The sequence below is a fragment of the Stenotrophomonas sp. pho genome (assembly GCF_006228405.1).
GTDB lineage: Bacteria > Pseudomonadota > Gammaproteobacteria > Xanthomonadales > Xanthomonadaceae > Stenotrophomonas > Stenotrophomonas sepilia.
On the sequence record NZ_CP029759.1, the window covers coordinates 3,269,061 to 3,294,443 of the forward strand.

The 25,383-nt window shown below is 66.3% G+C and carries 16 protein-coding genes, 5 pseudogenes and 1 riboswitch; of the genes and pseudogenes, 10 read left to right on the top strand and 11 right to left on the bottom strand.

All coding sequences use genetic code 11. The features are described from left to right. Window positions 1-26 precede the first annotated feature (26 nt). Both DL544_RS22550 and rpoE read right to left on the bottom strand, forming a co-directional pair. Window positions 27-907: pseudogene (locus tag DL544_RS22550) on the bottom strand (sigma-E factor negative regulatory protein). After that, window positions 904-1,524: an RNA polymerase sigma factor RpoE gene (rpoE, locus tag DL544_RS15415; RefSeq protein ID WP_005418256.1), complete on the bottom strand. Its 621-nt coding sequence runs from the start codon at window positions 1,522-1,524 to the stop codon at window positions 904-906. The pseudogene DL544_RS22550 and the gene rpoE overlap by 4 nt, the downstream one beginning before the upstream one ends. Window positions 1,525-1,759: 235 nt before the next feature. On the opposite strand from rpoE, the gene DL544_RS15420 reads away from it, so the two are divergent. Then, window positions 1,760-3,823, top strand: coding sequence for a 3-hydroxyacyl-CoA dehydrogenase NAD-binding domain-containing protein (locus DL544_RS15420; RefSeq protein ID WP_005418265.1), 2,064 nt, complete (start codon window positions 1,760-1,762; stop codon window positions 3,821-3,823). A 231-nt stretch (window positions 3,824-4,054) separates the two neighbouring features. Here DL544_RS15420 and DL544_RS15425 read toward each other — a convergent pair whose 3' ends face one another. Together DL544_RS15425 and DL544_RS15430 are read right to left on the bottom strand one after the other, a co-directional pair. Further along, complete coding sequence (locus DL544_RS15425) at window positions 4,055-4,915, bottom strand: IS3 family transposase (protein WP_065185370.1); 861 nt, start codon at window positions 4,913-4,915, stop codon at window positions 4,055-4,057. After that, the gene (locus tag DL544_RS15430) at window positions 4,912-5,205 is read right to left on the bottom strand and encodes a transposase (RefSeq protein WP_032954795.1); all 294 of its coding nucleotides are present in this window, start codon (window positions 5,203-5,205) and stop codon (window positions 4,912-4,914) included. The genes DL544_RS15425 and DL544_RS15430 overlap by 4 nt, the downstream gene beginning before the upstream one ends. Window positions 5,206-5,737: 532 nt before the next feature. Here DL544_RS15430 and DL544_RS15435 point away from each other — a divergent pair. From DL544_RS15435 to DL544_RS15445, 3 genes and pseudogenes are all read left to right on the top strand, one after another. Continuing rightward, window positions 5,738-6,601, top strand: a complete 864-nt coding sequence (locus DL544_RS15435; protein WP_005418267.1) for a pirin family protein — start codon at window positions 5,738-5,740, stop codon at window positions 6,599-6,601. 121 nt (window positions 6,602-6,722) lie between these two features. Further along, window positions 6,723-7,442 (top strand): aquaporin Z, encoded by a 720-nt coding sequence (gene aqpZ / locus DL544_RS15440; RefSeq protein ID WP_139727487.1) that lies wholly within the window; start codon window positions 6,723-6,725, stop codon window positions 7,440-7,442. A 196-nt stretch (window positions 7,443-7,638) separates the two neighbouring features. Beyond that, a pseudogene (locus DL544_RS15445) lies at window positions 7,639-8,096 on the top strand (hypothetical protein). Window positions 8,097-8,224: 128 nt separating this feature from the next. Here DL544_RS15445 and DL544_RS15450 read toward each other — a convergent pair. Further along, a pseudogene (locus DL544_RS15450) lies at window positions 8,225-9,075 on the bottom strand (pirin family protein). Between the two features lie 215 nt (window positions 9,076-9,290). Here DL544_RS15450 and DL544_RS15460 point away from each other — a divergent pair. After that, window positions 9,291-11,372, top strand: a complete 2,082-nt coding sequence (locus tag DL544_RS15460; protein WP_005418274.1) for a carbon starvation CstA family protein — start codon at window positions 9,291-9,293, stop codon at window positions 11,370-11,372. Beyond that, a complete protein-coding gene (locus tag DL544_RS15465; protein ID WP_005410613.1) occupies window positions 11,372-11,596 on the top strand; it encodes a YbdD/YjiX family protein in 225 nt (74 codons plus the stop codon). The genes DL544_RS15460 and DL544_RS15465 overlap by 1 nt, the downstream gene beginning before the upstream one ends. A 222-nt stretch (window positions 11,597-11,818) precedes the next feature. Here the strand turns inward: DL544_RS15465 and DL544_RS15470 are convergent, their stop codons facing one another. The 3 genes and pseudogenes from DL544_RS15470 to DL544_RS15480 all read right to left on the bottom strand — a co-directional run bounded on the left by DL544_RS15470 (window position 11,819) and on the right by DL544_RS15480 (window position 15,175). After that, on the bottom strand, window positions 11,819-13,069 hold the full coding sequence (locus DL544_RS15470) for a DUF819 family protein (protein WP_005418276.1): 1,251 nt from the start codon (window positions 13,067-13,069) through the stop codon (window positions 11,819-11,821). A gap of 120 nt (window positions 13,070-13,189) precedes the next feature. Beyond that, window positions 13,190-14,476 (bottom strand): sensor histidine kinase, encoded by a 1,287-nt coding sequence (locus tag DL544_RS15475; RefSeq protein WP_139727489.1) that lies wholly within the window; start codon window positions 14,474-14,476, stop codon window positions 13,190-13,192. Next, window positions 14,463-15,175 (bottom strand): annotated as a pseudogene (locus DL544_RS15480) (response regulator transcription factor). The gene DL544_RS15475 and the pseudogene DL544_RS15480 overlap by 14 nt, the downstream one beginning before the upstream one ends. A gap of 130 nt (window positions 15,176-15,305) precedes the next feature. Between DL544_RS15480 and DL544_RS15485 the strand changes: the two are divergent. The 4 genes from DL544_RS15485 to DL544_RS15500 all read left to right on the top strand — a co-directional run bounded on the left by DL544_RS15485 (window position 15,306) and on the right by DL544_RS15500 (window position 22,103). After that, a complete protein-coding gene (locus DL544_RS15485) occupies window positions 15,306-17,009 on the top strand; it encodes an ArnT family glycosyltransferase (protein ID WP_065179476.1) in 1,704 nt (567 codons plus the stop codon). A 112-nt stretch (window positions 17,010-17,121) separates the two neighbouring features. Continuing rightward, a complete protein-coding gene (locus DL544_RS15490; protein ID WP_065179477.1) occupies window positions 17,122-17,889 on the top strand; it encodes a phosphatase PAP2 family protein in 768 nt (255 codons plus the stop codon). Further along, window positions 17,886-19,535: a phosphoethanolamine transferase gene (locus DL544_RS15495; RefSeq protein ID WP_065179478.1), complete on the top strand. Its 1,650-nt coding sequence runs from the start codon at window positions 17,886-17,888 to the stop codon at window positions 19,533-19,535. Before DL544_RS15490 ends, DL544_RS15495 begins: the two co-directional genes overlap by 4 nt. Window positions 19,536-20,138: 603 nt before the next feature. Then, on the top strand, window positions 20,139-22,103 hold the full coding sequence (locus tag DL544_RS15500) for a M2 family metallopeptidase (protein ID WP_139727491.1): 1,965 nt from the start codon (window positions 20,139-20,141) through the stop codon (window positions 22,101-22,103). A 103-nt stretch (window positions 22,104-22,206) separates the two neighbouring features. Here DL544_RS15500 and DL544_RS15505 read toward each other — a convergent pair whose 3' ends face one another. From DL544_RS15505 to DL544_RS15515, 3 genes and pseudogenes are all read right to left on the bottom strand, one after another. Further along, on the bottom strand, window positions 22,207-22,599 hold the full coding sequence (locus DL544_RS15505) for a hypothetical protein (RefSeq protein WP_005418286.1): 393 nt from the start codon (window positions 22,597-22,599) through the stop codon (window positions 22,207-22,209). A 68-nt stretch (window positions 22,600-22,667) separates the two neighbouring features. Further along, window positions 22,668-23,564, bottom strand: coding sequence for a siderophore-interacting protein (locus tag DL544_RS15510; protein ID WP_139727493.1), 897 nt, complete (start codon window positions 23,562-23,564; stop codon window positions 22,668-22,670). 144 nt (window positions 23,565-23,708) lie between these two features. Further along, a pseudogene (locus tag DL544_RS15515) lies at window positions 23,709-24,934 on the bottom strand (multidrug effflux MFS transporter). A gap of 299 nt (window positions 24,935-25,233) precedes the next feature. Continuing rightward, a riboswitch (glycine riboswitch) is annotated at window positions 25,234-25,336 on the top strand. The last annotated feature ends 47 nt before the right edge of the window (window positions 25,337-25,383 follow it).

Here is a 25,383-nt window from a genome sequence, read left to right on the forward strand (position 1 = left end):
GACGGCGGGGCGTGAAGGCGCCCGGCTCAGTCGCGCGGGCGCGGCGGCACCGGCAGGTCGTCCTGCAGGCGCGGCTCGAACGGGTAGAACGCGGCACCGCCGGCGCGGGCCGGGAAACTGGCATTGAGCGCGCCACCTGCGGTCGGCGCCAGGCTGGAGCGCGGCCACGGCCGGGCCTGCAGCCCGCCGACCTCGCCGAATGGCAGGTTGCGGTTGGCGTTGGCCGGTACGGTCGGAGCCAGCGGTGCCTGCACGGCGGCGATGGCGCGCTGCGGAGCGTCATCGCGCTGGGCGGCACGCGCGGCCTGCTGGCTGCGGGTTGCACTGGCGCGGCGGGCGTCCTGGCGACGGCTGGTAGCAGCCATCGCCACAGCCGGCGCCGCCGCCACGGCCATCGCGGCGGTATCCACCGATGCTTCAGTCACCGGGGCCGGCGAGGTCGGCGCCGGCGGCAGTTCCGCCTGGCTGGCGATCACCTGGGGGCCAATGGCTCGCCGGGAGTGGCCTCCTTCAGCTTCTCGCCCCCCATGAACAGGGCGACCGCAGCAACCGATGCGGCCAGAGCCGCGCCGCCGCCCCAGGCCCGCCAGCCACTGCGACGTACCTGGCGACGCGGCTCGGCCTGCGGCGTCGGCTCGGCCGCGATGGCGGCAGCCACGGCGGCACTGAACCCGGCCGGAGCCAGTGCCGACGCCTGCCCGCGCATCACGTCGCCCAGCAGCTGCCAGCGCTCCTGGCAACCGGCCAGCTCGGGGTCGTGCTCCATCCGGCGCAGCAGGAAACGCGCTTCATCGGCGCCCAGCTCGCCATCGACCAGGGCCGACAGCTGCTCGCGATGGCGCTGGTCCAGGCGCTGCCCGGCGGGCGATTGATGGTTCTGCGATTCGTTGAACGGGTTACTGGTCATACGCGGCTCTTCTCACGGGTGGCGCTGCCGATGTCCAGCAGCGGCCGGAGTTCGGTGTCGATCGCCTCGCGCGCCCGGAAGATCCGTGAACGCACCGTGCCGATCGGGCACCCCATCTTCTGCGCGATATCCTCGTAGCTCAGGCCTTCCACCTCGCGCAGGGTGATCGCTGACCGGAGTTCTTCCGGCAGCGCGTTGACGGCCTTCATCACCGTCTGTTCCAGCTCCTGGCGCATCAACTCGCGTTCGGGCGTGTCGGTGTCACGCAGGCGCGTACCACTGTCGAACTGTTCGGCATCGCCGATGTCGATGTCATCGGTCGGCGGCCGTCGATTGTGTGAAGCCAGGTAGTTTTTGGCGGTATTCACGGCGATTCGATGCAACCAGGTTGAGAACTGGGCATCGCCACGGAAACTCCCGATCGCGCGGTAGGCACGGATGAAAGTGTCCTGGGCGACGTCCTGACATTCGCTCCAGTCGGCGATGTAGCGACCGACGAGGGCCACCACCCGATGCTGGTACTTGCGCACCAGGACATCGAAGGCGGCACTCTCGCCGTGCTGCACGCGCCGGACCAGTTCCAGATCCAGCTCCTGTGGTGTATCAACCTCGGCCATGAGGGGCCGCACTCCTGTCAGCCCAACCGACGTCGGGCAATGAGACTGCCAATCCCGGGAAAAGTTCAGTCGCCGATCACCTGGCGCCGCACCAGCTTTTAACCACCGTTCCGTTAGCGTCCCGGTCCACGGCCATGGATCCGGGGGCGCCACTCCCCTGCTATTGGGATTTGACGCGAGGGAAACAACCTCTGGATCATAGCCGCTTCTCCATACACAACCGGATGGAACGTCCATGCTTTCAGGCTTCGATGGTCTCCGCTTCAGCCACTGGCACCCCGAGATCCGCGACGACGGCGTGGTGGTTCTCTCCCTGGATCGTCAGGACAGCAGCGTCAACGCGATGTCGCAGGACGTGCTGCTGGAGCTGGGCGACCTGCTTGAGCGCATCGCGCTGGACCCACCCAAGGGCGTGGTGGTCCAGTCGCTGAAGAAGGCCGGCTTCATTGCCGGTGCCGACCTGAAGGAGTTCCAGGAATTCGACCGTCGCGGCACCGTCAATGACGCGATCCGTCGTGGCCAGGCCACCTATCAGAAGCTGGCCGAGCTGCCCTGCCCCACCGTTGCGGCGATCCACGGCCACTGCCTGGGAGGCGGCACCGAACTGGCGCTGGCCTGCCGCTACCGCGTGGCGTCCAATGACAGCAGCACCCGCATCGGCCTGCCGGAAACCCAGCTTGGCATCTTCCCGGGCTGGGGCGGCAGCGCCCGCCTGCCGCAGTTGGTGGGCGCGCCGGCGGCAATGGACTTGATGCTGACCGGCCGCACCCTGTCGGCCTCGGCCGCGCGTGGCATCGGCCTGGTCGACAAGGTGGTGGCGCCAGCGGTGGTGCTCGACACCGCCGTCGCGCTGGCGCTGTCCGGCACCACCCGCCCGTTCAAGCAGCGCGCGACGGCATGGGCCACCAACACCTGGCTGGCACGCAGGCTGCTGGCGCCGCAGATGGTCAAGCAGGTCGCACGCAAGGCGAAGAAGGACCAGTACCCGGCGCCGTACGCGCTGATCAGCACCTGGCAACGCAGTGGCGGCAAGCCCATCCAGGCCCGCCTGGACGCCGAGCGGCGCGCCGTGGTCAAGCTGGCCAGTACACCGACCGCGCGCAATCTGATCCGTATCTTCTTCCTCACCGAGCGACTGAAGGGCCTGGGCAGTGGTGATTCCGGCATCCGTCACGTGCACGTGGTCGGCGCCGGCGTGATGGGCGGCGACATCGCCGCGTGGGCCGCTTACAAGGGCTTCGAGGTGACCCTGCAGGACCGCGAGCAGCGCTTCATCGACCCGGCCATGGAACGCGCGCAGGCGCTGTTCGCCAAGAAGGTGCGCGACGAAAGCAAGCGCCCCGCCGTGGCCGCACGCCTGCGTGCCGACCTGGAAGGCAATGGGGTTGCCGAAGCGGATCTGGTGATCGAGGCGATCATCGAGAACCCGGAAGCCAAGCGTGCGCTGTACCAGACGCTGGAACCGAAGATGAAGCAGGACGCCCTGCTGACCACCAATACCTCGTCGATCCCACTGGTGGAACTGCGCGATCACATCCAGCGCCCGGCGCAGTTCGCCGGCCTGCACTACTTCAACCCGGTAGCGCAGATGCCGCTGGTGGAAATCATCCACCACGATGGCATGGCGCCGGAGACCGAGCGCCGCCTGGCCGCGTTCTGCAAGGCGCTGGGCAAGTTCCCGGTGCCGGTGGCCGGCAGTCCGGGCTTCCTGGTCAACCGCGTGCTGTTCCCGTACATGCTGGAAGCGGCCACCGCCTACGCCGAAGGCGTCCCGGGCCCGGTGATCGACAAGGCCGCAGTGAAGTTCGGCATGCCGATGGGCCCGATCGAACTGATCGATACCGTCGGCCTGGACGTGGCCGCCGGAGTCGGCCGCGAACTGGCACCGTTCCTGGGCCTGCAGATTCCGGCCGCGCTGCAGACGGTGGAACCGGACAAGCGTGGCAAGAAGGATGGCCAGGGCATCTACACCTGGGAAAACGGCAAGCCGAAGAAGCCGGACGTGGCCAGCGACTACCAGGCCCCGGCCGACCTGGAAGACCGCCTGATCCTGCCGCTGTTGAACGAGGCAGTGGCGTGCCTGCACGAAGGCGTGGTGGCCGATGCGGACCTGCTGGATGCCGGCGTGATCTTCGGCACCGGTTTCGCCCCGTTCCGCGGCGGTCCGATCCAGCACATCCGTGCGGTCGGTGCCGATGCGATCGTCGAGCGGTTGAAGGCGCTGCAGCAGCGCCACGGCGACCGTTTCGCCCCGCGCCCGGGCTGGGACAACCCCGCCCTGCGCGAACCAGTGGTTTGAGTTGATCGGCCGGGCCTGCGGCCCGGTACCCGCAGAGGCAACCGCCGAAGCAAAAGCCAAACCCAGAGCCAGAGCCAGAGCCAGAGCAACAGCCGGCTCTGGCTTTTCTGTTTGTTGGGCGGGGCGGTGTCGGGTTGCGGGGACGCCGTAAACCCGTCTTTGGGGGCTTGGCCGCGGCATCCATGCCGCGGATTGATCTGGCCCCCTGAAAACGGACGCCATGAAGCCGTTTCAGGCGGCAGCCCGGAGCTGCCGGGCGTAGTTGTTAGGCGAGTGGTAGCCCAGCGCCGAGTGTAGCCGGGCTGGATTGTAGAAGCCGTGGATGTAAGCAGCGATGCACTGGCTGGCTTGTTCCCTACTGGCGTAAGGCTCGGCAGCCTCTTCTGTCTTGAGCGTCGCAAAGAAGCTCTCGGCCACCGCGTTGTCCCAGCAATTGCCAGGCCGGCTCATGCTTTGGACCACGTCATGGGACTGCAGCAGCTGGCGAAACTCGTTCCCCCAGTACTGCCCACCACGATCTGAATGGAAGATCAGGCCGGGTCGTTGTGGATGCAGAGCCCAGGCATTGGCAAATGCTTTCACCACCAGCTCTTCAGTCAGACGCTTGGAAACGCTGTAGCCCAGCACCTGCCGGGTCTGGACGCTGATGACCACGGCCAGATGCAGCCATCCCTGGCGGGTGGGGACATACGTGATATCCCCGACCCACGCCGTCGGTCCGGTTCCGGGGGCAAATTGCCGATCCAGCAGGTTGGGGGCGAGCTGAGATGAGCCGCCGGAGGACTTGGGTCGGAATCGGCCTTTGGTCTTGCCCTGGATTCGCTCCTCGGCCATTAACCGTGCCACGCGCTTGTGGCCGACTGGATGATTCCTGGCTCGTAAGGCCCTGACCAGCCGACGTCGCCCATAACTGCGCTTGCTGGTCACATGAATGGCCCGAAGCTCGGTACGCAGGGCCGAATCGGCATCGCACGCTTGGGCACATTGCCGACGCAGGTAATCATGGAATCCAGAGACAGAAACCCCAAGAACCCGACACAACAACCTGGTCGGGTAGTGAGTCCTTTGACTGGCGACGAAGGCGTACCTCACTTGGACTCTCTGGCAAAGAACGCCGCCGCTTTTTTTAGGATTTCCCGCTCCATCTTCAGATTGGCGTTCTCGGCCCGAAGGCGGCTGATCTCGCTTTCCAGGTCGGTGGTTGGCCTGCGAGCCTCAGAGGTCAGAGACCGGCCAGCACGGACCGCGTCAAGCCAATTTGCCAGCGTCTTGACCGACATCTCCAGCTGACGGGCTGCTGCGGCAGGCCCGAGCGACTCGGCCAACTCCACGGCTTGGTGCTTGAACTCATCGGTATAGCTACGACGGGTGATACGGGACATAAGGGACCTCCAAGTGCGATCAAAGTATCGCTTCTTGGCGTCCGCTGACGGGGGCCAGATCAGACACCCCGCAACCCGACTCCGCCCCACCCCTGACAGTTTCCCGGTGACGGTGGGTGAACTGCGATGGCTGTAGGTGTCGACCTTGTTCAGCACGGATCATTACGAACTGGCGGGTGTCGACCTTGGTCGACACCAACAGCGAAGCGACCGGCGTTTGATTTTCTATTTTCTTCTCCGTGGCTGGACGCACACGGAAACTGTCAGAGGTCGGGCGGGTGGGTTGCGCAGGACCGTTGGCGCCATGGATGGCGCCATCGAGCCCCCATGGACGGGTTTACGGCGTGTCCTGCGCCACCCACCCGCCCGGCCAAGCGCGGTTTCTGCTTTTGCTTCTGCCTTCAGCGACCAAGCAACCAGCCACGAGGGGCTGCGCCGTTGGCTGGAACACCCTGTTACCCATACGAGGCATGTCCCCGTCACAGCCGCATGCGATGCTGACCACCTGATCCCTGCCAGCGAGAACGCCCGCATGACCACCATCATCGCCCCGCGCGTGCACGACATCGGCGGCCTCGAAGTCCGCCGCGCCGTCCCCACCCTGCAGGCGCGCAGCATCGGCTCGTTCGTGTTCGTCGACCAGATGGGCCCGGCACTGATGCACCCCGGCACCGCCATCGACGTGCGCCCGCATCCGCACATCGGCCTGGCCACGGTTACCTATCTGTGGTCGGGCGCCATCGGCCACCGCGACACCCTGGGCTCGGATCAGGTGATTCGTCCCGGTGACGTCAACTGGATGACCGCCGGCCGCGGCATCGCCCATTCCGAACGCACGCCACAATCGGACCGCGACCATGACAACCCGATCCACGGCATGCAGACCTGGGTCGCGTTGCCGAAGTCGCATGAGGAAATCGAGCCGGCGTTCTATCACCATGCCGCTGCCACCCTGCCCGAGCAGCGCCGCAAGGGTGCCTGGCTTCGGGTGATCGCTGGCCGCGCCTATGGCGAGGAATCGCCGGTGAAAGTGTTCGCCGATACGCTCAATGTGGCGATCGATCTGGACCCGGACGCGGAAATCGACATCGACGACGGTCACCGCGAGCGCGCGTTGTACATCCTTGAGGGCGACGCGCAGTTGGATGGCGTGGACATTCCCGCACAGCACCTGGTCATCCCCGAAGCCGGCGCACGCGGCCGCCTGCGCGCAAAGACACCGGTGAAGGCGATGCTGTTCGGTGGCGAGCCGCTGGATGGCCCGCGCCACCTGTGGTGGAACTTCGTGTCCAGCTCGAAAGAGCGTATCGAGCAGGCGAAGCACGATTGGGAAGCCGGTCGCTTCGGCACCATCCCCGGCGACGACAAGGAGTTCATCCCGCTGCCGCAGTACTGAGCATCGCGTGTTGCACACATCCGAGGGTGTATTCCTGCACCCGGCGTTGACGCTACAGTCACCCGCTGATCATTGAAATGTGACATAAATCACACTTTCGACCGTCAAAGGAGTGCAACACATGAGCATGGGTAAACGCTTGTCCGCCGAGTTCCTCGGCACGTTCTGGCTGGTTCTGGGTGGCTGTGGCAGTGCAGTGCTGGCCGCCAAGTTCGGTGGTGACGGCAATCCGCTGGGTATCGGCTTCCTCGGCGTGGCGCTCGCCTTCGGCCTGACCGTGGTGACCGGCGCCTATGCGTTCGGCCATATCTCCGGTGCGCACTTCAATCCGGCGGTCAGCGTCGGCCTGTGGGCCAGTGGTCGTTTCCCGACCAAGGACCTGGTGCCGTACATCATCGCCCAGGTTGCGGGCGGCCTGCTGGCCGGCTTCATCCTGCTGCAGATCGCCTCCGGCGCCAGCGGCTTCGCCATCGATGGCAGCCAGGCCGGAGCGTTCGCCAGCAATGGCTATGGCGCGCTGTCGCCCGGTGGTTACAGCGTGGCTGCGGCCTTCCTGTGCGAAGTGGTCCTGACCGCGGTGTTCCTGATCGTGATCATGGGCTCCACCCACGGCAAGGCACCGGCCGGGTTCGCCCCGCTGGCGATCGGCCTGTCGCTGACCCTGATCCACCTGATCAGCATCCCGGTCACCAACACCTCGGTGAACCCGGCCCGCTCCACGGCCGTTGCCTTCTTCGCCGGCAGCGGTGCGGTCAGCCAGTTGTGGCTGTTCTGGGTCGCCCCGTTGCTGGGTGGCGCGATTGGCGGCCTGATCTACAAGTGGATCGGCAACGACCGCTGATCCCCGCAGCAACCATTGCGGCCGACCCTCGGCCGCAATGGTTGCGCTTGCAACCGCGAATTGTGCGATTGCTCACGTTCCGTTAAGGTTGAGTTGACCGTCCGTGCACATGCCGGATGGGGGGCGTCCGGGGATGGGATGCCATGGTCGCCGGCTCTGCTGGCGAAGCCAACCAATTCATCACCTTGGGGGATGCATGAAGTTCGTGCCTGTCATGTTGTCGAGCCTGCTTTTCGCTGCGGCCCACGCCGCCGCGCAGGCGCCGTCCGAATGTCCTTCGCTGCCGGCCAGCAGCGGTCTGCAGTGGCAGCAGCAGGTGCAGGCCGATTTCCTGGTCTGCCGCGCCAGCACCCCTGATGGCCGCGAAGTGCTGAGCCTGATGCTCAGCGCGCGTGACCCGTCCATTCCGCTGAACCGCTCGCTGCGGCAGGAAAAAGGCAGCTTCGGCGGTGAATCGCTGTACTGGTACCAGCCCGACCTGGGCGGCCAGCAACCGCCGGGTATGCCGAACGGCGCATCAGCGTGGTCAAGCTCGACAAGGGGCGTTACGCGCAGATTTCGCTGTATCCGGACAGCGCGCAGGAGCTGGGGTCACTGCAACAGCTGGCGCAGGGCATGAGCCTGACCCCGTCGGCCGTGGCCGCCGGGCGCTGAGGATGACGGGGATGACTGCCTGGCAGCATCCCCGCAGCGCGACCCCATCCAACGGTTGTGCCGGTCGCTGGCCGGCACCCCGATCCGCCTCCATGCGAGGCAGTTGCCGGCCAGCGGCCGGTACTACGTCAGAACTTGCCTTCCTGGAAATCGACGAAGGCCTGCATCAGTTCCTGCCGCGTGTTCATCACGAACGGCCCGTGGCGCATCACCGGTTCGCGCAGCGGACGGCCGGCCACCAGGATCAGGCGCGCGCCTTCATTGCCGGCCGAGATGTGCAACTGCTCGCCACCGCCCAGCACCGCCAGTTCCTGGCGGGCGACGTCGCGCGCGGCGTCCTGCTCACCACGGTCACGCCACCTTCGAATACGTACGCAAAGGCGTTGTGCCCTTCCGGCAGCGCATAGGTCCAGGCACGGTCGGGCGCCAGCGTGATGTCGAGGTAGAGCGGGTCGGTGGCCGGTTGCACGATCGGGCCGCGGGTGCCATCGACCGTGCCAGCAATCACCTTCACCTCCACGCCCGCTTCCGGGTGCACCACCGGAATCCGCTCAGGCGCGAACTCCTGGTACTTCGGCTCGGTCATCTTCTCCTTCGCCGGCAGATTCACCCACAGCTGGAAACCGCGCATCTGCCCGCTCTCCTGCTCGGGCATCTCCGAATGCACCAGGCCACGGCCAGCGGTCATCCACTGCACGCTGCCCGGGGTCAGCAGGCCTTCGTTGCCATGGTTGTCGCGATGCCGCATGCGCCCGTCGAGCATGTAGGTGACGGTCTCGAATCCGCGGTGCGGATGCTCCGGGAAACCGGCGATGTAGTCCTCGGCGCGGTCGGTGCCGAATTCATCGAGCAGCAGGAACGGATCGAGGTCGGGCAGCGTCGGGCCACCGATGACGCGGGTCAGGCGCACGCCGGCACCGTCGGAGGTGGGCATGCCACGGATGGTCCGCAGCACGCGGACCGGTTCGGGAAAGCTCATGGCGACTCCTGTTGGATGGATGCCACTGAAGATGGACGCCGCACGGCCACACGCCAATGGACGGCGCCGCAACCGATTGTTCCATCCCTGATGTTCGCTGCACGTCAGCACAACAAGCGTACGACCAAAGTACTACCGCCGATTCGTCCTGTGCCAATTGACCCTGTCGAGGGCACGCGGGACTCTTTGACTGTCTTTCCGGGAGAGAGCACCTCATGAAAGGGTTTTCCAAAATAGGCTGGGCGGTCCTCGCCCTGCTCGGCGCCTTCTGTCTGGGCACCGTGGCCCTGCGCCGCGGCGAACACATCAATGCGCTGTGGATCGTCGTCGCCGCGGTGTCGCTGTACCTGGTGGCCTACCGCTTCTACAGCCTGTTCATCGCCAACAAGGTGATGCAGCTCGATCCGACCCGGGCCACGCCGGCGGTGATCAACAACGATGGCCTGGACTACGTGCCCACCAACAAGCACGTATTGTTCGGCCACCACTTCGCCGCCATCGCCGGCGCCGGCCCGCTGGTCGGCCCGGTCCTGGCCGCGCAGATGGGCTACCTGCCTGGACTGCTGTGGCTGGTGGTGGGCGTGGTGCTGGCCGGTGCGGTGCAGGACTTCATGGTGCTGTTCCTGTCCAGCCGTCGCAACGGCCGTTCGCTGGGCGACCTGGTACGAGAAGAGATGGGCCAGGTACCCGGCACCATCGCGTTGTTCGGTGCGTTCCTGATCATGATCATCATCCTGGCGGTGCTGGCGATGGTGGTGGTCAAGGCGCTGGCCGAAAGCCCGTGGGGCATGTTCACGGTAATCGCGACGATGCCTATCGCCATCCTGATGGGCGTGTACATGCGCTATATCCGCCCCGGCAAGATCGGCGAGATCTCGGTGGTCGGCCTGATCCTGCTGCTGGCCGCGATCTGGTACGGCGGCAAGGTCGCCGCCGACCCGGTGTGGGGCCCGGCGTTCACGTTCACTGGCACCCAGATCACCTGGATGCTGATCGGCTACGGCTTCGTCGCATCGGTGCTGCCGGTGTGGCTGTTGCTGGCCCCGCGCGACTACCTGTCGACCTTCCTCAAGATCGGCACGATCATCGCGCTGGCCGTCGGCATCCTGATCGTGATGCCGGAACTGAAGATGCCGGCGCTGACCCAGTTCGCCGCCAGTGGCGACGGCCCGGTGTGGAAGGGCGGCATGTTCCCGTTCCTGTTCATCACCATCGCCTGCGGTGCGGTCTCTGGTTTCCATGCGCTGATTTCCTCCGGCACCACGCCGAAGCTGCTGGCCAATGAAGCGCACATGCGCTACATCGGCTACGGCGGCATGCTGATGGAATCGTTCGTGGCGGTGATGGCACTGGTGGCCGCATCGATCATCGACCCGGGCATCTACTTCGCGATGAACAGCCCGGCCGCGGTGATCGGTGCCGATGCTGCGTCGGCGGCGCACTACATCACCAACACCTGGGGCTTCACCATCACGCCGGAGCAGCTGACCGCGACCGCGGCGGCGATCGGCGAGCCGACCATCCTGCATCGTGCAGGTGGCGCGCCGACACTGGCGGTGGGCATCGCGCAGATCCTGCACGAAGCAATCCCCAGTGGCAGCGACGCAATGATGGCGTTCTGGTACCACTTCGCGATCCTGTTCGAAGCATTGTTCATCCTGACCGCGGTGGACGCCGGCACCCGTGCTGGACGCTTCATGCTGCAGGACCTGCTGGGCAACTTCGTGCCGGCGCTGAAGAAGACCGAGTCGTGGACCGCCAACATCATCGGTACCGCCGGCTGCGTGGCGCTGTGGGGCTACCTGCTCTACACCGGTGTGGTCGATCCGTTCGGCGGCATCCAGACCCTGTGGCCGTTGTTCGGCATCTCCAACCAGATGCTGGCCGGTATCGCACTGATGCTGGGCACGGTAGTGCTGTTCAAGATGAAGCGCGACCGCTATGCGTGGGTCACTGCGGTACCGGCGGTGTGGCTGCTGATCTGCACCACCTATGCCGGCTTCATCAAGATCTTCGACAGCAACCCGGCGCAGGGTTTCCTGGCACAGGCACACAAGTTCCAGGCCGCGCTCGCCAGCGACACGATCACGGCGCCGGCCAAGTCGGTGGCGCAGATGAAGCAGATCGTGGTCAACGCCTACGTCAATACCGGCCTGACCGCGCTGTTCCTGCTGGTGGTGGGCGCAGTCCTGGTGTATTCGATCAAGACCATCCTGGCGGCACGCCGCAATCCGCAGCGCAGCGACCGCGAGACCCCTTACGTGGCGCTGAAGCCGCATGAAATGGTGGATCTGTGATGAGTACGCAACTGGTTCCCGCCGGCCAGTACCAGGCGCACCGCCGCATCTGGCGGCGCCTGGTGCAGACCGCACGACTGTGCTGTGGCATTCCTGATTACGACAACTACGTCCGGCATATGCTGGAAAAGCATCCGGACCAGGAGCCGATGGACTACAAGACGTTCTTCCGCGAGCGCCAGGAAGCGCGCTACGGCGGGCGCAATGGTGGCCGCTGCTGTTGAGGCTCGGGTTCGACAGCGCTGCAGCGGCCTTCAGTAGATTCACGCCATGCGTGGATGAAGACCGCCGCTGATCGAATGGTGTCCGGGGTCAGATCCGTTTCCTCCGGGAAACGGATCTGACCCCTTCTTTGAAAGAATGCCGAGCGCGGGCTCGGCTCTACACGGGCAGAGCGGGTTCGCGGCGCACGCCGCGAACCCGCAACAGGATCGTCCGGTCAGAACTCAGGCGCCGGCCATCCACTTCAGGATCAGGCCGGTGACATAAGCCAACCCGGTACCGGTGGCATAGCCCACCGTACCCAGCAGCACCCCCACCGGCGCCAGCGTCGGATGGAAGGCCGCGGCTACCACGGGTGCCGAGGCGGCCGCCCCGATGTTGCCCTGCGAACCTATCGCGAAGAAGAACAGCGGCGCGCGCAGCAGCTTGGCCACCACCCACAGCACCAGCACATGCGTGGCCATCCAGATCGCGCCGAGCAGGAACAGCCACGGCCGATCCAGCAGCGACAGCAGGTTCATCTGCATGCCGATGCAGGCGATCAGGAAGTACAGGAACACCGTGCCCAACCGCGAAGCGCCTGCGGCTTCCAGCCGGCGCGCACGGGTGAAGCTCAGGCCCAGCCCCATCGCCGTGGACAGCAGGATCACCCACACGAACTGGCTGTCCAGGCTGAACTGGCTGGCCCAGCTGACGTTGGCCTTGAACCAGCCCGACAGCGGTGCGGCGATGGCGTGGGCCAGGCCGACGCCACCCAGTGCCACGCCGACGATCACCATCAGGTCGGTCATGCTGGGAATGCGCGCGTTCTGTGCCTCGTAGGCGCTGATGCGTGCCTTCATCTCGTCGATGGCGCGCGTATCGGCCCCGTTGCGGGTGTCGATCTGCTGCGCGCGGTTGGCCAGGAACAGCAGGATCGCCATCCACAGGCTGGCGCAGGCCACGTCGACCACGGCGAACTGGCCGAAGGTGGTGGCATCGGTGCCGAACACCTCACGCATGGCGACCATGTTGGCGCCGCCACCGATCCAGCTGCCGGCCAGTGCGGCCATGCCGGCCCAGGTATCACCGGCCACCGTTTCCGGATGGATCAGCTTCATCAGCTGGAAGGAGACGATCGCACCGAGCATGATGCCAGCGGTACCGGCACAGAACACAAGCAACAGCTTCGGCCCCAGCTTGATGACGCCCTTGAGGTCGATCGACAGCGTCAGCAGGACCAGCGCGGCCGGCAGCAGCACGTCACGCGCGACCGGGTTGTACAGCGAGGTGTTGTGGCCATCGATGACACCGGCGGTGTTGTAGATGGCGGGGATGAAATAGCACAGCAGCAGTGCCGGCACCCAGGCGAAGATCTTCTTCAACAGCGGGGTCGGACCACTGGCGGCCCAGAAGATCAGGGCCAGGGTGGCGGCAATCAGGCCCAGTCCAACGATATCGTTGCTGATCAGGGCAGTAGCGGGTTCGGTCGGCATGGGATCCTCTGTCGATCGAAAGAGCGGGAAAAAAAAGCGCCGCATGAAGCGGCGCAGGTCGAGATTAACACTGTCTTCACGCCGGGTCATGCCGCAGCGCGAAGCAGGTCGGCCGTCCGATCAGGCGGGGCGCGAAGCGCCGAAGTCCAGGGTGACACGCGTCCCGCGCGGTTGGCAGGGCTGCAACTGCAGCGTCCAGCCCAGGTGCTCGCACAGCCGCGCGATCAGGTCCAGGCCGATGCCACTGCCTCGATCGGCACGCTCACCGCGGGCCATGCGCGCGTGGATCGCCGCGATCTCCTCCGGGCTCATCCCATGCCCGGGGTCCTGCAGCGTCAGTACCGCCGACGAACTCAGCTGCAGCTCGATATGGCCGCGGCCGCTGTTTTCGATGGCATTGCGCAGCAGGTTGCCGATCGCTGCCTGCACCACCGCCAGCGGCGCGACGATATCCACCGGCGCGGCCTGGATACCGATGCTCAGGTCCTTGTCGCCGAGCAGGTGTCGATGGTCGTCGACGATCTCCGGCAGCAGCTGGTCCAGTGCGATGCGCTCGGCACGCGCGGCCAGGCGCGCAGGATCACGCGCCAGCACCAGCAGCAGCTCGATCAGCTGCTCCACGCTCTGTGCCGTGCGCAGGACCCGCTGCATCTGCTGGCGGGCACGTTCGGGCAGGCCCGGTTGCTCCAGCGCCAGCTCGGCTGCACCGGTCATCACTGCGATCGGCGTGCGCAGTTCATGGCTGGCGGTACTGATGAAGACCCGCTCACGCTCGACGAACTGCTCGTTGCGGTCCAGGTAGTCGTTCAGCGCATCGGCGATGGTGTGCAGCTCGGAACTGCCGCGCGGGTAGACCTCGATGCGCTGGCCCTGAACGCCCGGCCGCAATGCGCCGATGTGCTGGGCCAGCAGGCTCAACGGGCGCACCATGCGTTCCATACCGAAGGACGCCATCAGCACGGTGACGAAGATCATGATCACCCCGGCCAGCATCACCCAGCGCGTGGCGAACTGCTCCAGGTCATGGAAGTCGGAGATGTCCAGCGCCAGCGCGACACGTCCCATCGACCGGGTCTCGCGCACCATCACCGCCGTCTCCCGGCCTTTGATCATCACGCCGTCGTGAAGGCCCGGATGCAGCGTACGCAGGCTGTCAGGCAGGTTGACTGCATCGAAGCGGTACAGGCTGAGCGTGTCCGAATCCTGCCAGCGATAGTGCGGCTCATGCTCGACGTGCTCGACGATGCTGTCCAGTTCGGAATTGAGCAGCGCGCGCCAGGCGGCATGTTCGGCGTGTTCGTGCACGTAGTTGCCGACGCTGAACACGGCGATCGACAGCAGGGCCAGGTAGCCCAGCAACCACCACACCACGCGCCGGTACAGCGGGCCCGGCCTACGCGCCTTCATCATCATCCTTGCCTGCACCGGCGGCCGCGGTCACCGCAAGGCGATAACCAACCCGCGGCAGGGTGTGGATCAGCTTGTCGGCAAACGGACCGTCGACGCTGCGGCGCAGCTCGTAGACATGCGAGCGCAGCAGGTCACCATCCGGTGGCTCATCGCCCCACAGGGCGAACTCCAGCTGTTGGCGGGTGACCGCACCGGGGCTGGCACGCATCAGCACCTCCAGCAGCTTGCGGCAGGCCGGGTACAGGTGGAGTACCTGCCCCCCCGCTGGGCTTCGAGGGTCGCCAGGTCCAGCACCAGGTCGCCCACCTGCAGGCGCTTGCGCGGGTTTCGGCCCTGCGAACGCAGCAGCAGCGCCTCCAGCCGAACTTCCAGCTCGGGCAGGGCGAACGGCTTGGTCAGGTAGTCGTCGGCACCTGCGCGGAATCCGGTGATCTTGTCCGGCAGCTCGTCGCGCGCGGTCAGCATGATCACCGGCACCTCCGAAGCGTGCTCGGCGCGCAGGCGACGCAGCACCTCCGGCCCCTCCATGCGTGGCAGCATCCAGTCCAGGATCACCGCGTCGTAGGGGTGGCTGCCGGCCAGGTGCAGGCCGGTGATGCCGTCCGGGGCCACGTCGAGCACATGCCCGCGCGACTCGAAGTAGTCGAACAGGTTGGCCACCAGCTGGCGGTTGTCCTCGATCACCAACAGACGCATGCACGAAACATCCACGGAAGTTCGTACCATGGTAGCGCTGCGCATGTCGGAATGCGGTCGCCCCGGCCTCCTCTGACGCTTTTCCAACCCCCGCCACCTCAAAATGGCCGTTTTGCTCCCGGAGCCTGCCGTGCCCGTAGCCCTGCCCCGCCGTTGGCGCCTGCCCCTGTTGTGGCTGTTGATCGTTGCTGCGCTGGCAGCGGGGATCGGCCTTCGGCAGCCGCAGCCACCGGACGAGCCGCGCTTCGTGCTGGCGGCCCGCACCATGGTCGAAAGCGGGCAATGGCTGCTGCCGCACCGGGGCGTGGAGCTGTATGCGGAGAAGCCGCCGGTCTTCATGTGGCTGCAGGCGGCGGCCTACGAGATCGTCGGCAGCTGGCAGTGGTCGTTCCTGCTGCCGTCGCTGCTGGGCGCCCTGCTCAGCCTGTGGTTGGTGTCGGATCTGGCACGCCGACTGTGGTCACCGCGGCATTCCCTGTACGCCCTGGCGGCGCTGTTCTGCACCCTGCAGTTTGGCCTGATGGCCAAGCGCGCGCAGATCGACATGGTGCTGGTCGGCATGACCACGGTGGCCCTGTGGGGCTTGATGCGCCACCTGTGCGAACGCCGCAACCTGGCTGCCTTGTGGCTGGCGGGGTTCGCCGCTGGCCTCGGCACGGTGACCAAAGGCGTGGGTTTCCTGCCGCTGCTGATGGTCCTGCCGTGGTTCGGCTGGTGGCTGTACCAGCGTCGCCGCGGTCGCAGCGTGGACGGCCCCCACCCGGCAACGCTGCTGTGGCTGATCCCGGCCTTCCTGCTGGGCGTGTCGGTGTGGCTTGCCCCGCTGGGCTGGGCGCTGCTGCACACGCCCAGCGCCGAACTGCAGGCCTACGCGCATGAACTGTTGTTCAAGCAGACCGGTACCCGCTATGCCAACGCCTGGCACCATCGCCAACCGGCCTGGTACTACCTGCAGGTGATCCTGACCCTATGGCTGCCGGGCAGCCTGCTGCTGCCGCTGCTGTTCAAGCCGTGGTGGCGCCGCATCCGCCGGGGCGACCGCCGGCAGTGGCTGCTGCTGGGCTGGGCGCTGCTGGTGCTGGTGTTCTTCAGCGCCAGCCCGGGCAAGCGCGAGGTCTATGTGCTGCCGATGCTGCCTGCGATGGCACTGGCGGGTGCGCCGTTGTTGCCCGGCTTGCTGCGCCGGCTGTGCGTGCGCCGCTATCTGTTCGGCTACAGCGTGGTGCTGATGCTGGCCACCGGCGTGCTCGGCGTGATGCTGATGACCGAGCACCCGTGGGCCTTGGCGCAACTGGAGCGCCGGGCCATGCCCGATGCGCTGCTGCCGGTGCTGGGTGATGGCCTGCTGACCTTCGCCATCGCGCTGGCCACGCTGGTCGTCTGGTTGCGGGTGCGCCGCGCCACGACACTGGTGCTGTTGACCCACGGCATGCTGTGGATGCTCTACGGCCTGGTGCTGATTCCGGCACTGGATCCCTACGCATCGGCATCGGCGCTGATGCGCCGCGTCGGCGCACGGATCGGTCCGGACGCCGAACTGGCGCTGGTCGCCTGGCGCGAGCAGAACCTGCTGCAGGCTGACCGCCCGGTACGCGAGTTCGGCTTCAAGCGGCCCTGGGCCGAGCAGTGGCACGACGCCGGCCCGTGGGTGGCCGAGGCGCCGGACAAGCGCTGGCTGCTGGTGCTGGACGAGGCGATGAGCCCCTGCGTGGATCCGGCCAAGGTGATCGATATCGGTGTTGCCAACAGGAATCGTTGGCAACTGCTTCCCGGTACGGCCTGGGATCCGCAATGCCACGCCGAACGGGCCGGCTCGACCGCCGAAGAAGACTGAACGTTGACTCGTGCCGGGCAAGCATTAACCCGGCGCGAACGAGCGTCCGACCCTTCTCCGACATGCAGGTGACGAGCATGACTGCGGATTCCCGAACCCGCCTTCCTTCAGCATGCCCGTTCGTCCCCTTGATTCGATCGCGCCGCTTGCGACATCGCCACTGGCGTCAAGATTCGCCGTAACTCACTTTTGGCTGCCTGTCGCAATCGGTCTGCCCGTGTTTGCGCTGCTGATGGGGTTCGGCGGCGACCAGTGGGTGGCCGACCACCTGTTCCGTCTTGAGGGCGGCCATTGGGCATTGCAGGACGCCTGGATCACCCGCAGCGTCGTGCACAAGGCCGGTAAATGGTTGAGCACTGCGGCGGCGCTGGTCGTGCTCCTGCTGTGCTTCCATCACTGGCGTAAAGGACGCGATCACACCCTGCGGTGGGCGCTGCTTTATGTCGTACTTGCCCTGGCGCTGGGCACCGGCGTGATCTCCCTGCTGAAGTCGCTGGTGCCGATGGAATGCCCGTGGGATCTGCTCCGCTACGGTGGCCACCAGCCTTTCATCGGGCTTTTCACGGCGCGCCCCGCAGGCATGGCCGCGCAGGCCTGCTTCCCGGCGGGCCACGCCAGCGCGGGTTATGCATGGTTGTCCCTTTACTTTTTTGCCCTGCTGTGGCGCCCTTCATGGCGCTGGGCCGGGTTGTGGATCGGTCTTGGCACCGGTCTGGTGTTCGGCATCAGCCAGCAGCTGCGCGGCGCGCACTTCCTCTCGCATGACGTCGCCACCGCATTGATCTGCTGGCTGCTTTCGCTCGGCCTGTATCTGATCGTCAAACGCGTCCTGACACGCCGTCAGCGGGACCGTCCCAACCGCCAGGAGGCAAACGCATGAGTGCATCGGTCCAATGGCCCGCCCGCCTCCCCGCCCTTGCGGGTCTGCGCCACTGGCGGCCGCAGCTGTCCACCGAAGCGCTGATCGCGCTGACCAGCCTGTTCTTCGCGGTAGCCGGGAATGGCCTGTTCTGGCACAGCGCGATGGCCAGCCATCCAGGCAGCCTGCGCTACGCGCTTTCGCTGCTGCTGTTGCTGCTGGGCGCTCACGGCGTGCTGCTGGGCATCCTGGTCTGGCGCTGGAACGCCAAGGTGGTGATCAGCCTGTTGCTGCTGGTGACCGCATTCGCCGCGCACTACATGAGCCGCTACCACATCTACCTGGATGCGGACATGCTGCGCAACGTGCTGGCGACCGACCCCAAGGAAAGCCGCGAGCTGATGACCGTGTCGCTGCTGTGGCCGGTACTGTTGCTGGCGGTGTTGCCGATGGCGGTGTTGTGGCGCGTGCAGCTGCGTCGCCGCAGCTGGGGCCGCAGCCTGCTGTGGCGACTGGGGTTCCTGGCGGTGGCCGCGGTGACCGCCGTCGGCGGCGCGTTGATCTCGTTCCAGGATGTTTCGGCACTGATGCGCAACCAGCGCGAAGTGCGTTACCTCGCCACCCCGGCCAACGTGCTGCTGGGCATGCCGCGTGCGCTGCGTGGCGACAACCCGGTGCAGCGCGCACCGAAGCTGCCGATCGGCACCGACGCCAAGGCCACGCCACGCGCCCCGGCCAGCAAGCCGCGCCTGCTGGTGATCGTCATGGGCGAGACCGTCCGTGCGCAGAACTGGGGCCTCAACGGTGGCCGCAACACCACTCCGGAACTGGCACAGGCCAGCGTGATCAATTTCCCGGACATGCACTCATGCGGCACCAGCACGGAGGTCTCGCTGCCGTGCCTGTTCTCGCCGTGGGGCCGCCACGACTACGACGAGAAGAAGATCCGTGCGCACCAGTCGCTGCTGCACGTACTGAATCGCGCCGGCATCGCGCCGCTGTGGCGTGACAACCAGTCCGGCTGCAAGGGCGTGTGCGAGGGCCTGGACTTCCAGTCATTGTCCGACGCCACTACACCGGGCCTGTGCGCCGATGGCCGCTGCATGGACGAGATCCTGCTGCAGGACCTGGCCACCCAGGTGCGGGCCAAGCCCGGCGACCGGGTGGTGGTGCTGCACCAGCTGGGCAACCACGGCCCGGCCTACTTCGAGCGCTACCCGCCCGCCTTTGCCCGCTTCAAGCCAACCTGCGACACCCGTGACATCGGCCGTTGCTCGCGCGACGAGATCACCAACAGCTATGACAACGCGGTGTTGTACACCGATCATTTCCTGAGCAAGACCATTGGTACCCTGCAGGGCATGCAGGATTACGACACGGCGATGATCTACCTGTCCGACCATGGTGAATCGCTGGGCGAGAAGGGCCTGTTCCTGCATGGCGTGCCGTATGCGATCGCACCGGCCGAGCAGACCCGCGTACCGATGACGATGTGGTTCTCGCCGGGCTTCGCCAGCAGCCGTGGGTTGGATCTGCAGTGCGTGCGCAAGCGTTCGGCGGCGTATACCGACCACGACAACCTGTTCCCGTCGGTGCTGGGCCTGATGCAGGTGAAGACGGCGCTGTACGAGCGCGACCGCGACGTGTTCGCCAACTGCGAAGGTTGAGGGTTGTTCGGCAGGGCTTGCAGCCCTGCACCTGCGGGGGCAACGGCAACGGCCGAAGCAACAGCAGAAGCGGGTTTCCTGAGGGGTGGCGGGGTGGGTCCGGTTGCGGGGGACGCTGCAAGTACGTCCATGTAAGCTCGGTCGCCGCATCCATGCGGCTCACGCCCCCGCAACCGGACCCACCCCGCCTTCGACAGTTTTCCGCGATCTGTTGGAACGATCTTGGGGTCAGATCCGTTTTCCGGAGGAAAACGGATCTGACCCCATTTTGATTGTCGATACCTGACAGATGTGTCGACCAAGGTCGACACCTACCAACAGCCGCCACGATCTGTCAGACGTGGGGCGGTGTGGGCTTGCAGGACCGTTGGCGCCATGGATGGCGCCATCGAGCCCCCATGGATGGGTTTACGGCGTGTCCTGCAAGCCCACACCGCCGCGCCATCCCACGGATACCCCGCTGTTGCGATTGCTTCGGCGGTTGCTGTTGCTTGTGCTCTGGCCTCTGCGGGTGCCGGGCGCCGCCCGGCTGACGTCCGCCACTTGCGGTGGCAGCGACGGCCCACTAGCCTTCGGCCGTCGTTCACCACCCAAGGACCGCCCGTGAAACACCGTCATCTCCTGCTGGCCTCGGCAATCGCCGCCGCCACGCTGGCCCTGGCCGCCTGCAAGAAGGAAGCTGCCCCAGGCACCGATACCGCCAGCAGCAGCGCTCCGGCCGGTGAAACCGCCGACCAGTTCGTGGCCCGCATCAATGCCGAATTCAAGGCCGCTTACCCGGAGATGACCTCGGCGCAGTGGCTGTCCTCCACCTACATCAACGGTGATTCGGAACGCATTGCGGCCAAAGCCAACGAGCGTTCGCTCACCCAGCTCAACAGCTGGATCGAACAGGCCGCCAAGTTCGACGGCAAGCCGATGAGCGAGGACAGCAAGCGCGCGATCCACCTGCTGAAGCTGATGTCGTCGATGCCGGCGCCGCGCGACCCGGCCAAGCTGGCCGAGCTGACCCAGATCGCCACCCGCATGGAAGGCAGCTACGGTGCCGGCAAGTACTGCACCGATGCCAATGATCCGAACTCCTGCCGCCAGCTGGGCGAGCTGGAACAGGTGCTGGCGCGCAGCCGCGACTATGACAAGCAGCTCGACGCCTGGCAGGGCTGGCACAGCACCACCAAGAGCATGCGCGGCGACTACCAGGAGTTCGTCGGCCTGGTGAACGAAGGCGCCAAGGGCATGGGCTTTGCCGACGCCGGCCAGATGTGGCGCAGCGGCTACGACATGCCGCCGGAGCAGATCGGCCCGGAAACCGATCGCCTGTGGGAACAGGTCAAGCCGATGTACGAGCAGCTGCACTGCTACGCACGCGGCAAGCTGGACAAGACCTACGGCAAGGACAAGGCCGAAGTGGGCAACGGCCTGATCGCCGCGCACCTGCTCGGCAACATGTGGCAGCAGGACTGGTCGAACCTGTGGGACCAGCTGGAACCCTACCCCGGCGCCGGCAGCCTGGACATCACCGCGGCACTGGAAAAGCAGTACCAGACCAACCTGAGCGCGGCGCTGGCCAAGGCCGGCAAGGACGCCAACGTGGCCGCCCAGTACAAGGCGCAGCGTGAGGCCGAACTGCGTACCGCCAAGCAGATGACCGAGCGCGCGCAGGACTTCTACGTGTCGCTGGGCATGCCGTCGCTGCCTCAGTCCTATTGGGAAAAGACCCAGTTCATCAAGCCTGACGACCGCGACGTGGTCTGCCACGCCAGCGCCTGGGACATGAACATGGAAGGCGATGTGCGCACCAAGATGTGCATCAAGCCGAACGAAGAGAACTTCACCACCATCTACCACGAGCTGGGCCACATCTATTACGACCTGGCCTACAACCCGCTGCCGCCGCTGTTCCAGGGCGGTGCCAACGATGGCTTCCATGAGGCGATCGGCGACACCATCGTGCTGGCGATGACGCCCAAGTACCTCAGCTCGATCGGCCTGGTCGATGCACCGACCGAGAGCCGCGAAGCGGTCATCAACAACCAGATGCGCATGGCGCTGTCGGGCGTGTCGTTCCTGCCGTTCGGGCTGATGATCGACCGCTGGCGCTGGGGCGTGTTCGATGGTTCGATCACCGCCGACAACTACAACAAGGCGTGGTGGGACCTGAAGGCCAAGTACCAGGGCGTGGCCCCGGCCAGCCCCCGTGGCGAGGAATTCTTCGATCCGGGCGCGAAGTACCACGTGCCGGGCAACACCCCCTACACCCGCTACTTCCTGGCCCGCATCCTGCAGTTCCAGTTCTACAAGGGCCTGTGCGATGCAGCCGGCTACAAGGGCCCGCTGCACGAGTGCACCTTCTACGGCAACAAGGAAGCCGGCCAGAAATACTGGGCGATGCTGAGCAAGGGTGCCAGCCAGCCGTGGCAGGCCACGCTGAAGGAGCTGACCGGCACCGACAAGCTCGATGCCGGCCCGATGATCGAGTACTTCACTCCGGTCAACGAGTGGCTGAAGCAGCAGAACGAAGGCCAGATGTGTGGCTGGCAGGCCAACGCCGCCCCGGCGGCGAAATGAGAAAAGGGGCGGGTCCGCAAGGATCCGCCCCTTTCTGTAGCGCCGGCCGCTGGCCGGCAGCTACGCGATGAAGACCCAGCGGCCGGTTTTTCCGGAATGCCTGTCAGCTGTCCTTCTTCGCCGCCATCGCCGCGGCCAGTTCCGCCTTGAATTCCTCGAAGGTCTGGCCCTTCTCTTTCGCTTCGGCGTGCGCGGCATCGCGCAGCGCATCGGAGTACATCAGGCGCACCGGCGTGCCGTTGCGCTCGTGCAGTTCACCGGCCTGCATGATCAGCGCCAGTACCTGTGCGGCAGAGTCACTGTGGCCGGCGATACGGCCGTCCATGCCCAGCACCCATTCGCCGTCGCGGCGCACGACACCGGCCAGCAGGGTGCGCTGCGCGTCGCGCAGTTCGGCATGCGGCTCCACCGGCGAAGCCTGGGCAGCGGCCTTGTTGGCGGCCTGCTTTTCCTGGCGACGGCGCTGGTCGCGGCGGGTCTTGGAGCTGGTGGACATGGTGCAATACCGCTGCGAGGGGGGCGCAAGGATAGCGCACCCCACCCGCCACGCCGCTTCACACCCCCTCAATCCAGCACTTTGCCGTGCCGCCAGTAGCCCATGAAGGTGATCGCGCGGCGGTCCAGCCCGCAGTCGCGGACCAGATGGCGACGGATCGCCATCACCGCCCCCGCCTCGCCTGCCACCCAGGCATACAGCGGCCCGGCCACGCTGGCATCGGCCTGTTCCCAGAGGATCTGCGCGTCAACGTCGATCTCTTCCAGTTCGTCGCCAGCGGCCACGCTCGAGGCGGCTGCCAGCCGCGCCTGCACCGCCTGCAACAGCGGCGCCCCGTACGCCGCGCGCCCGCGTGGCAGCCAGACCAGCTCGGCGGAAGCCGGTGCCTTCAGCGGCACCGCGTCGCCGGCCTGCGCCACTTCCAGCAAGGCCAGCGTACGCGGCGGATCCACCATGGCCGCCAGTTCCTCAAGAATGCCAGCCACCGCCGGTAACGCGGTTTCATCGGCCACCAGCAGCACCTGGCCGACGCCGGCCGGCGGCTTCCATTCCCAACCTTCACTGCTGTCGGCGCAGTCGGCATCGGGAGCCAGCAACACCACACGGTCGCCGGGGCGTGCATGGATGGCCCAGCGTGAGGCCGGCCCGGTCTCGCCATGCAGCACGAAATCAACATCGACCTCGCCCAGCTCTGCACGCAGCTGGCGGATGGTGTAGGTGCGCATCGGCGGGCGCTGATCGTCCGGCAGCGCCCGGTAGCGCGGATACCAGTCCTCGCCGCAGGGCACCTGCGGCAGGTCCTGGCCAGGCAAGGGGAAGAACACCTTGATGCGCTGGTCCGGGCCTTCGGTCTTCATCCGCGCCACGTCGGCGCCGGTGAACACCATGCGATCCAGGGAAGGGGAAAGAACGCGGCGCTCCTTCAGCGCCACCTCGAACAGGCGGTAGGTCTGCTGCGCAGCCATTTTGGGGAAACCTCATGCAACGACATCGGATCGGCTGGCTGTCGTGCATCCACGCACCGGCTGGCTGGAGTGCCCAGCCTAGTCCGGCCGTTCCCTGCCGCAAGTGTTTCGGGCATCGTGGCCCGCCCTACCCCTGCGCGCTGCTCAGTGACCCGTGCAGGCTGCCTGCGCCGCACGCTCGCGCTGGTGTTCCCAGTACCAGAACACGAAACCGGCGCCGAAGAACGCCGCCTGGCCCAGTGCCAGGTGCAGCGGGCTACCGCTCAGCAGTGGTGACACCACGCCGGCCACCACGGTGCTGATCATCAGCTGCACAAAGGCCTGCAGCGACGAGGCCAGGCCGCGCTGATGCGGGTACATGTCCAGTACCGCCAGCGCCAGGATCGGGAAGATCAGCGCCATGCCCATGCCCCCAGGAAGATCGGCAGTACCGCCCATGGCAGTACGAACTGTGGCGACAGCACCACGTAGCCAACGTTCAACAGCACCGACAATGCGCACAGGCCGAAACCAATGGAGACCTGGCGGGTGGGCGTGGTGTGCCCGGCCATGCGCCCGGACAGGAATGAGCCGGTGGTCATGCCGCCGATGGTCGGGATGAACAACCAGGCAAACCCGCCCTCGCCCAGGTGCAGGTGCTGCATCACGAACACCGGCGCCGAGGAGATGTACAGGAAGATTCCACCAAAGCCGATGCTGCCGGCCAGCGCCAGGCGCAGGAAGCGTGGATTGAAACCGATGCGCACGTAATCACGCATCAACGCGCGCGGTGACAACGGCACGCGCGCTTCGACCGGATGGGTCTCGGGCAGGTAGCGTGCAGTGGCCGCCAGCAGGACCAGCGCGAACACCACCAGGAACCAGAAGATCAGCGGCCATCCCGCGCCACTGAGCAGGATCCAGCCACCGATGATCGGCGCGATGGCCGGGGCGATGCCGAACAGCATGGACACCTGGCTCATCAGCCGCTGCGCGTCATGGCCGTGGTACAGGTCGCGGATCACCGCGCGGCCGACGATCATGCCGACACCCGCCGACAGGCCCTGCAGGGCGCGGAAGGCCAGCAGTGTGGTCAGGTCGGTGGACAGTGCGCAGCCCACCGAGGCGCCGACGAACACCACCAGTCCACCGAGGATCACCCGCTTGCGGCCCCAGGCGTCGGACAGCGGGCCGTGCGCCAGGCTCATCAGGCCGTAGAACAGCAGGTACACGCTGATGGTCTGCTGCACCGCCACCTCGTCCACCGCCAGGCGCCGGGCCAGTTGCGGGAAGGCCGGGAAGATGGTGTCGATCGAGAACGGGCCGAACATGGCCAGGCCGGCAAGCAGCAGGGCCATGCGGCGGGTGGAGGGAGCAACAGCGGCGGTCATGGGAAAGGCGTCCGGCAGGGCCATGCGTGGCACGCACGGCGGGCGCCGGTCCCCGTCTGCAGGGAGGGCGCCAGATGAATTCAGGTATCTGGCCATCATAGGTGGGGATTGCGCCTGATGCCATGCAGCGATGCACAAAACGCACGTCCGGGCCATCGGCCATTCAGGCGCAGCGGCCAGGCCCGTAGACGGCCAGCGGGCCCGCAACGGGCTATAATCGGCGGGCAACACGGTGGGAGAAGCGGAACACCGCTGCCGAAGGCGCAACGCCCGTAATCGCTCAGGCCCGATACCACCCGTAACAGAACTCTGGAGAGACCGGTTCGATCCGGCGCCGAAGGGGCACGAAGCTGCGGTCCGCCGCGCTTTTAAACTCTCAGGCAAAAGGACAGAGGGGCGCCCCGCAGACCGCCGACCGGCGGCTTGTGCCCGTGCGTGTGCCCTTTCCT

Excerpts from the sequence above, each read along its gene's own strand:
- rpoE (WP_005418256.1), bottom strand. The coding sequence starts at position 1,524 with ATGGCCGAGGTTGATACACCACAGGAGCTGGATCTGGAACTGGTCCGG.
- DL544_RS15420 (WP_005418265.1), top strand. The coding sequence starts at position 1,760 with ATGCTTTCAGGCTTCGATGGTCTCCGCTTCAGCCACTGGCACCCCGAG.
- DL544_RS15430 (WP_032954795.1), bottom strand. The coding sequence starts at position 5,205 with ATGTCCCGTATCACCCGTCGTAGCTATACCGATGAGTTCAAGCACCAA.
- DL544_RS15435 (WP_005418267.1), top strand. The coding sequence starts at position 5,738 with ATGACCACCATCATCGCCCCGCGCGTGCACGACATCGGCGGCCTCGAA.
- aqpZ (WP_139727487.1), top strand. The coding sequence starts at position 6,723 with ATGAGCATGGGTAAACGCTTGTCCGCCGAGTTCCTCGGCACGTTCTGG.
- DL544_RS15460 (WP_005418274.1), top strand. The coding sequence starts at position 9,291 with ATGAAAGGGTTTTCCAAAATAGGCTGGGCGGTCCTCGCCCTGCTCGGC.
- DL544_RS15465 (WP_005410613.1), top strand. The coding sequence starts at position 11,372 with ATGAGTACGCAACTGGTTCCCGCCGGCCAGTACCAGGCGCACCGCCGC.
- DL544_RS15470 (WP_005418276.1), bottom strand. The coding sequence starts at position 13,069 with ATGCCGACCGAACCCGCTACTGCCCTGATCAGCAACGATATCGTTGGA.
- DL544_RS15475 (WP_139727489.1), bottom strand. The coding sequence starts at position 14,476 with ATGAAGGCGCGTAGGCCGGGCCCGCTGTACCGGCGCGTGGTGTGGTGG.
- DL544_RS15490 (WP_065179477.1), top strand. The coding sequence starts at position 17,122 with ATGCCCGTTCGTCCCCTTGATTCGATCGCGCCGCTTGCGACATCGCCA.
- DL544_RS15495 (WP_065179478.1), top strand. The coding sequence starts at position 17,886 with ATGAGTGCATCGGTCCAATGGCCCGCCCGCCTCCCCGCCCTTGCGGGT.
- DL544_RS15505 (WP_005418286.1), bottom strand. The coding sequence starts at position 22,599 with ATGTCCACCAGCTCCAAGACCCGCCGCGACCAGCGCCGTCGCCAGGAA.
- DL544_RS15510 (WP_139727493.1), bottom strand. The coding sequence starts at position 23,564 with ATGGCTGCGCAGCAGACCTACCGCCTGTTCGAGGTGGCGCTGAAGGAG.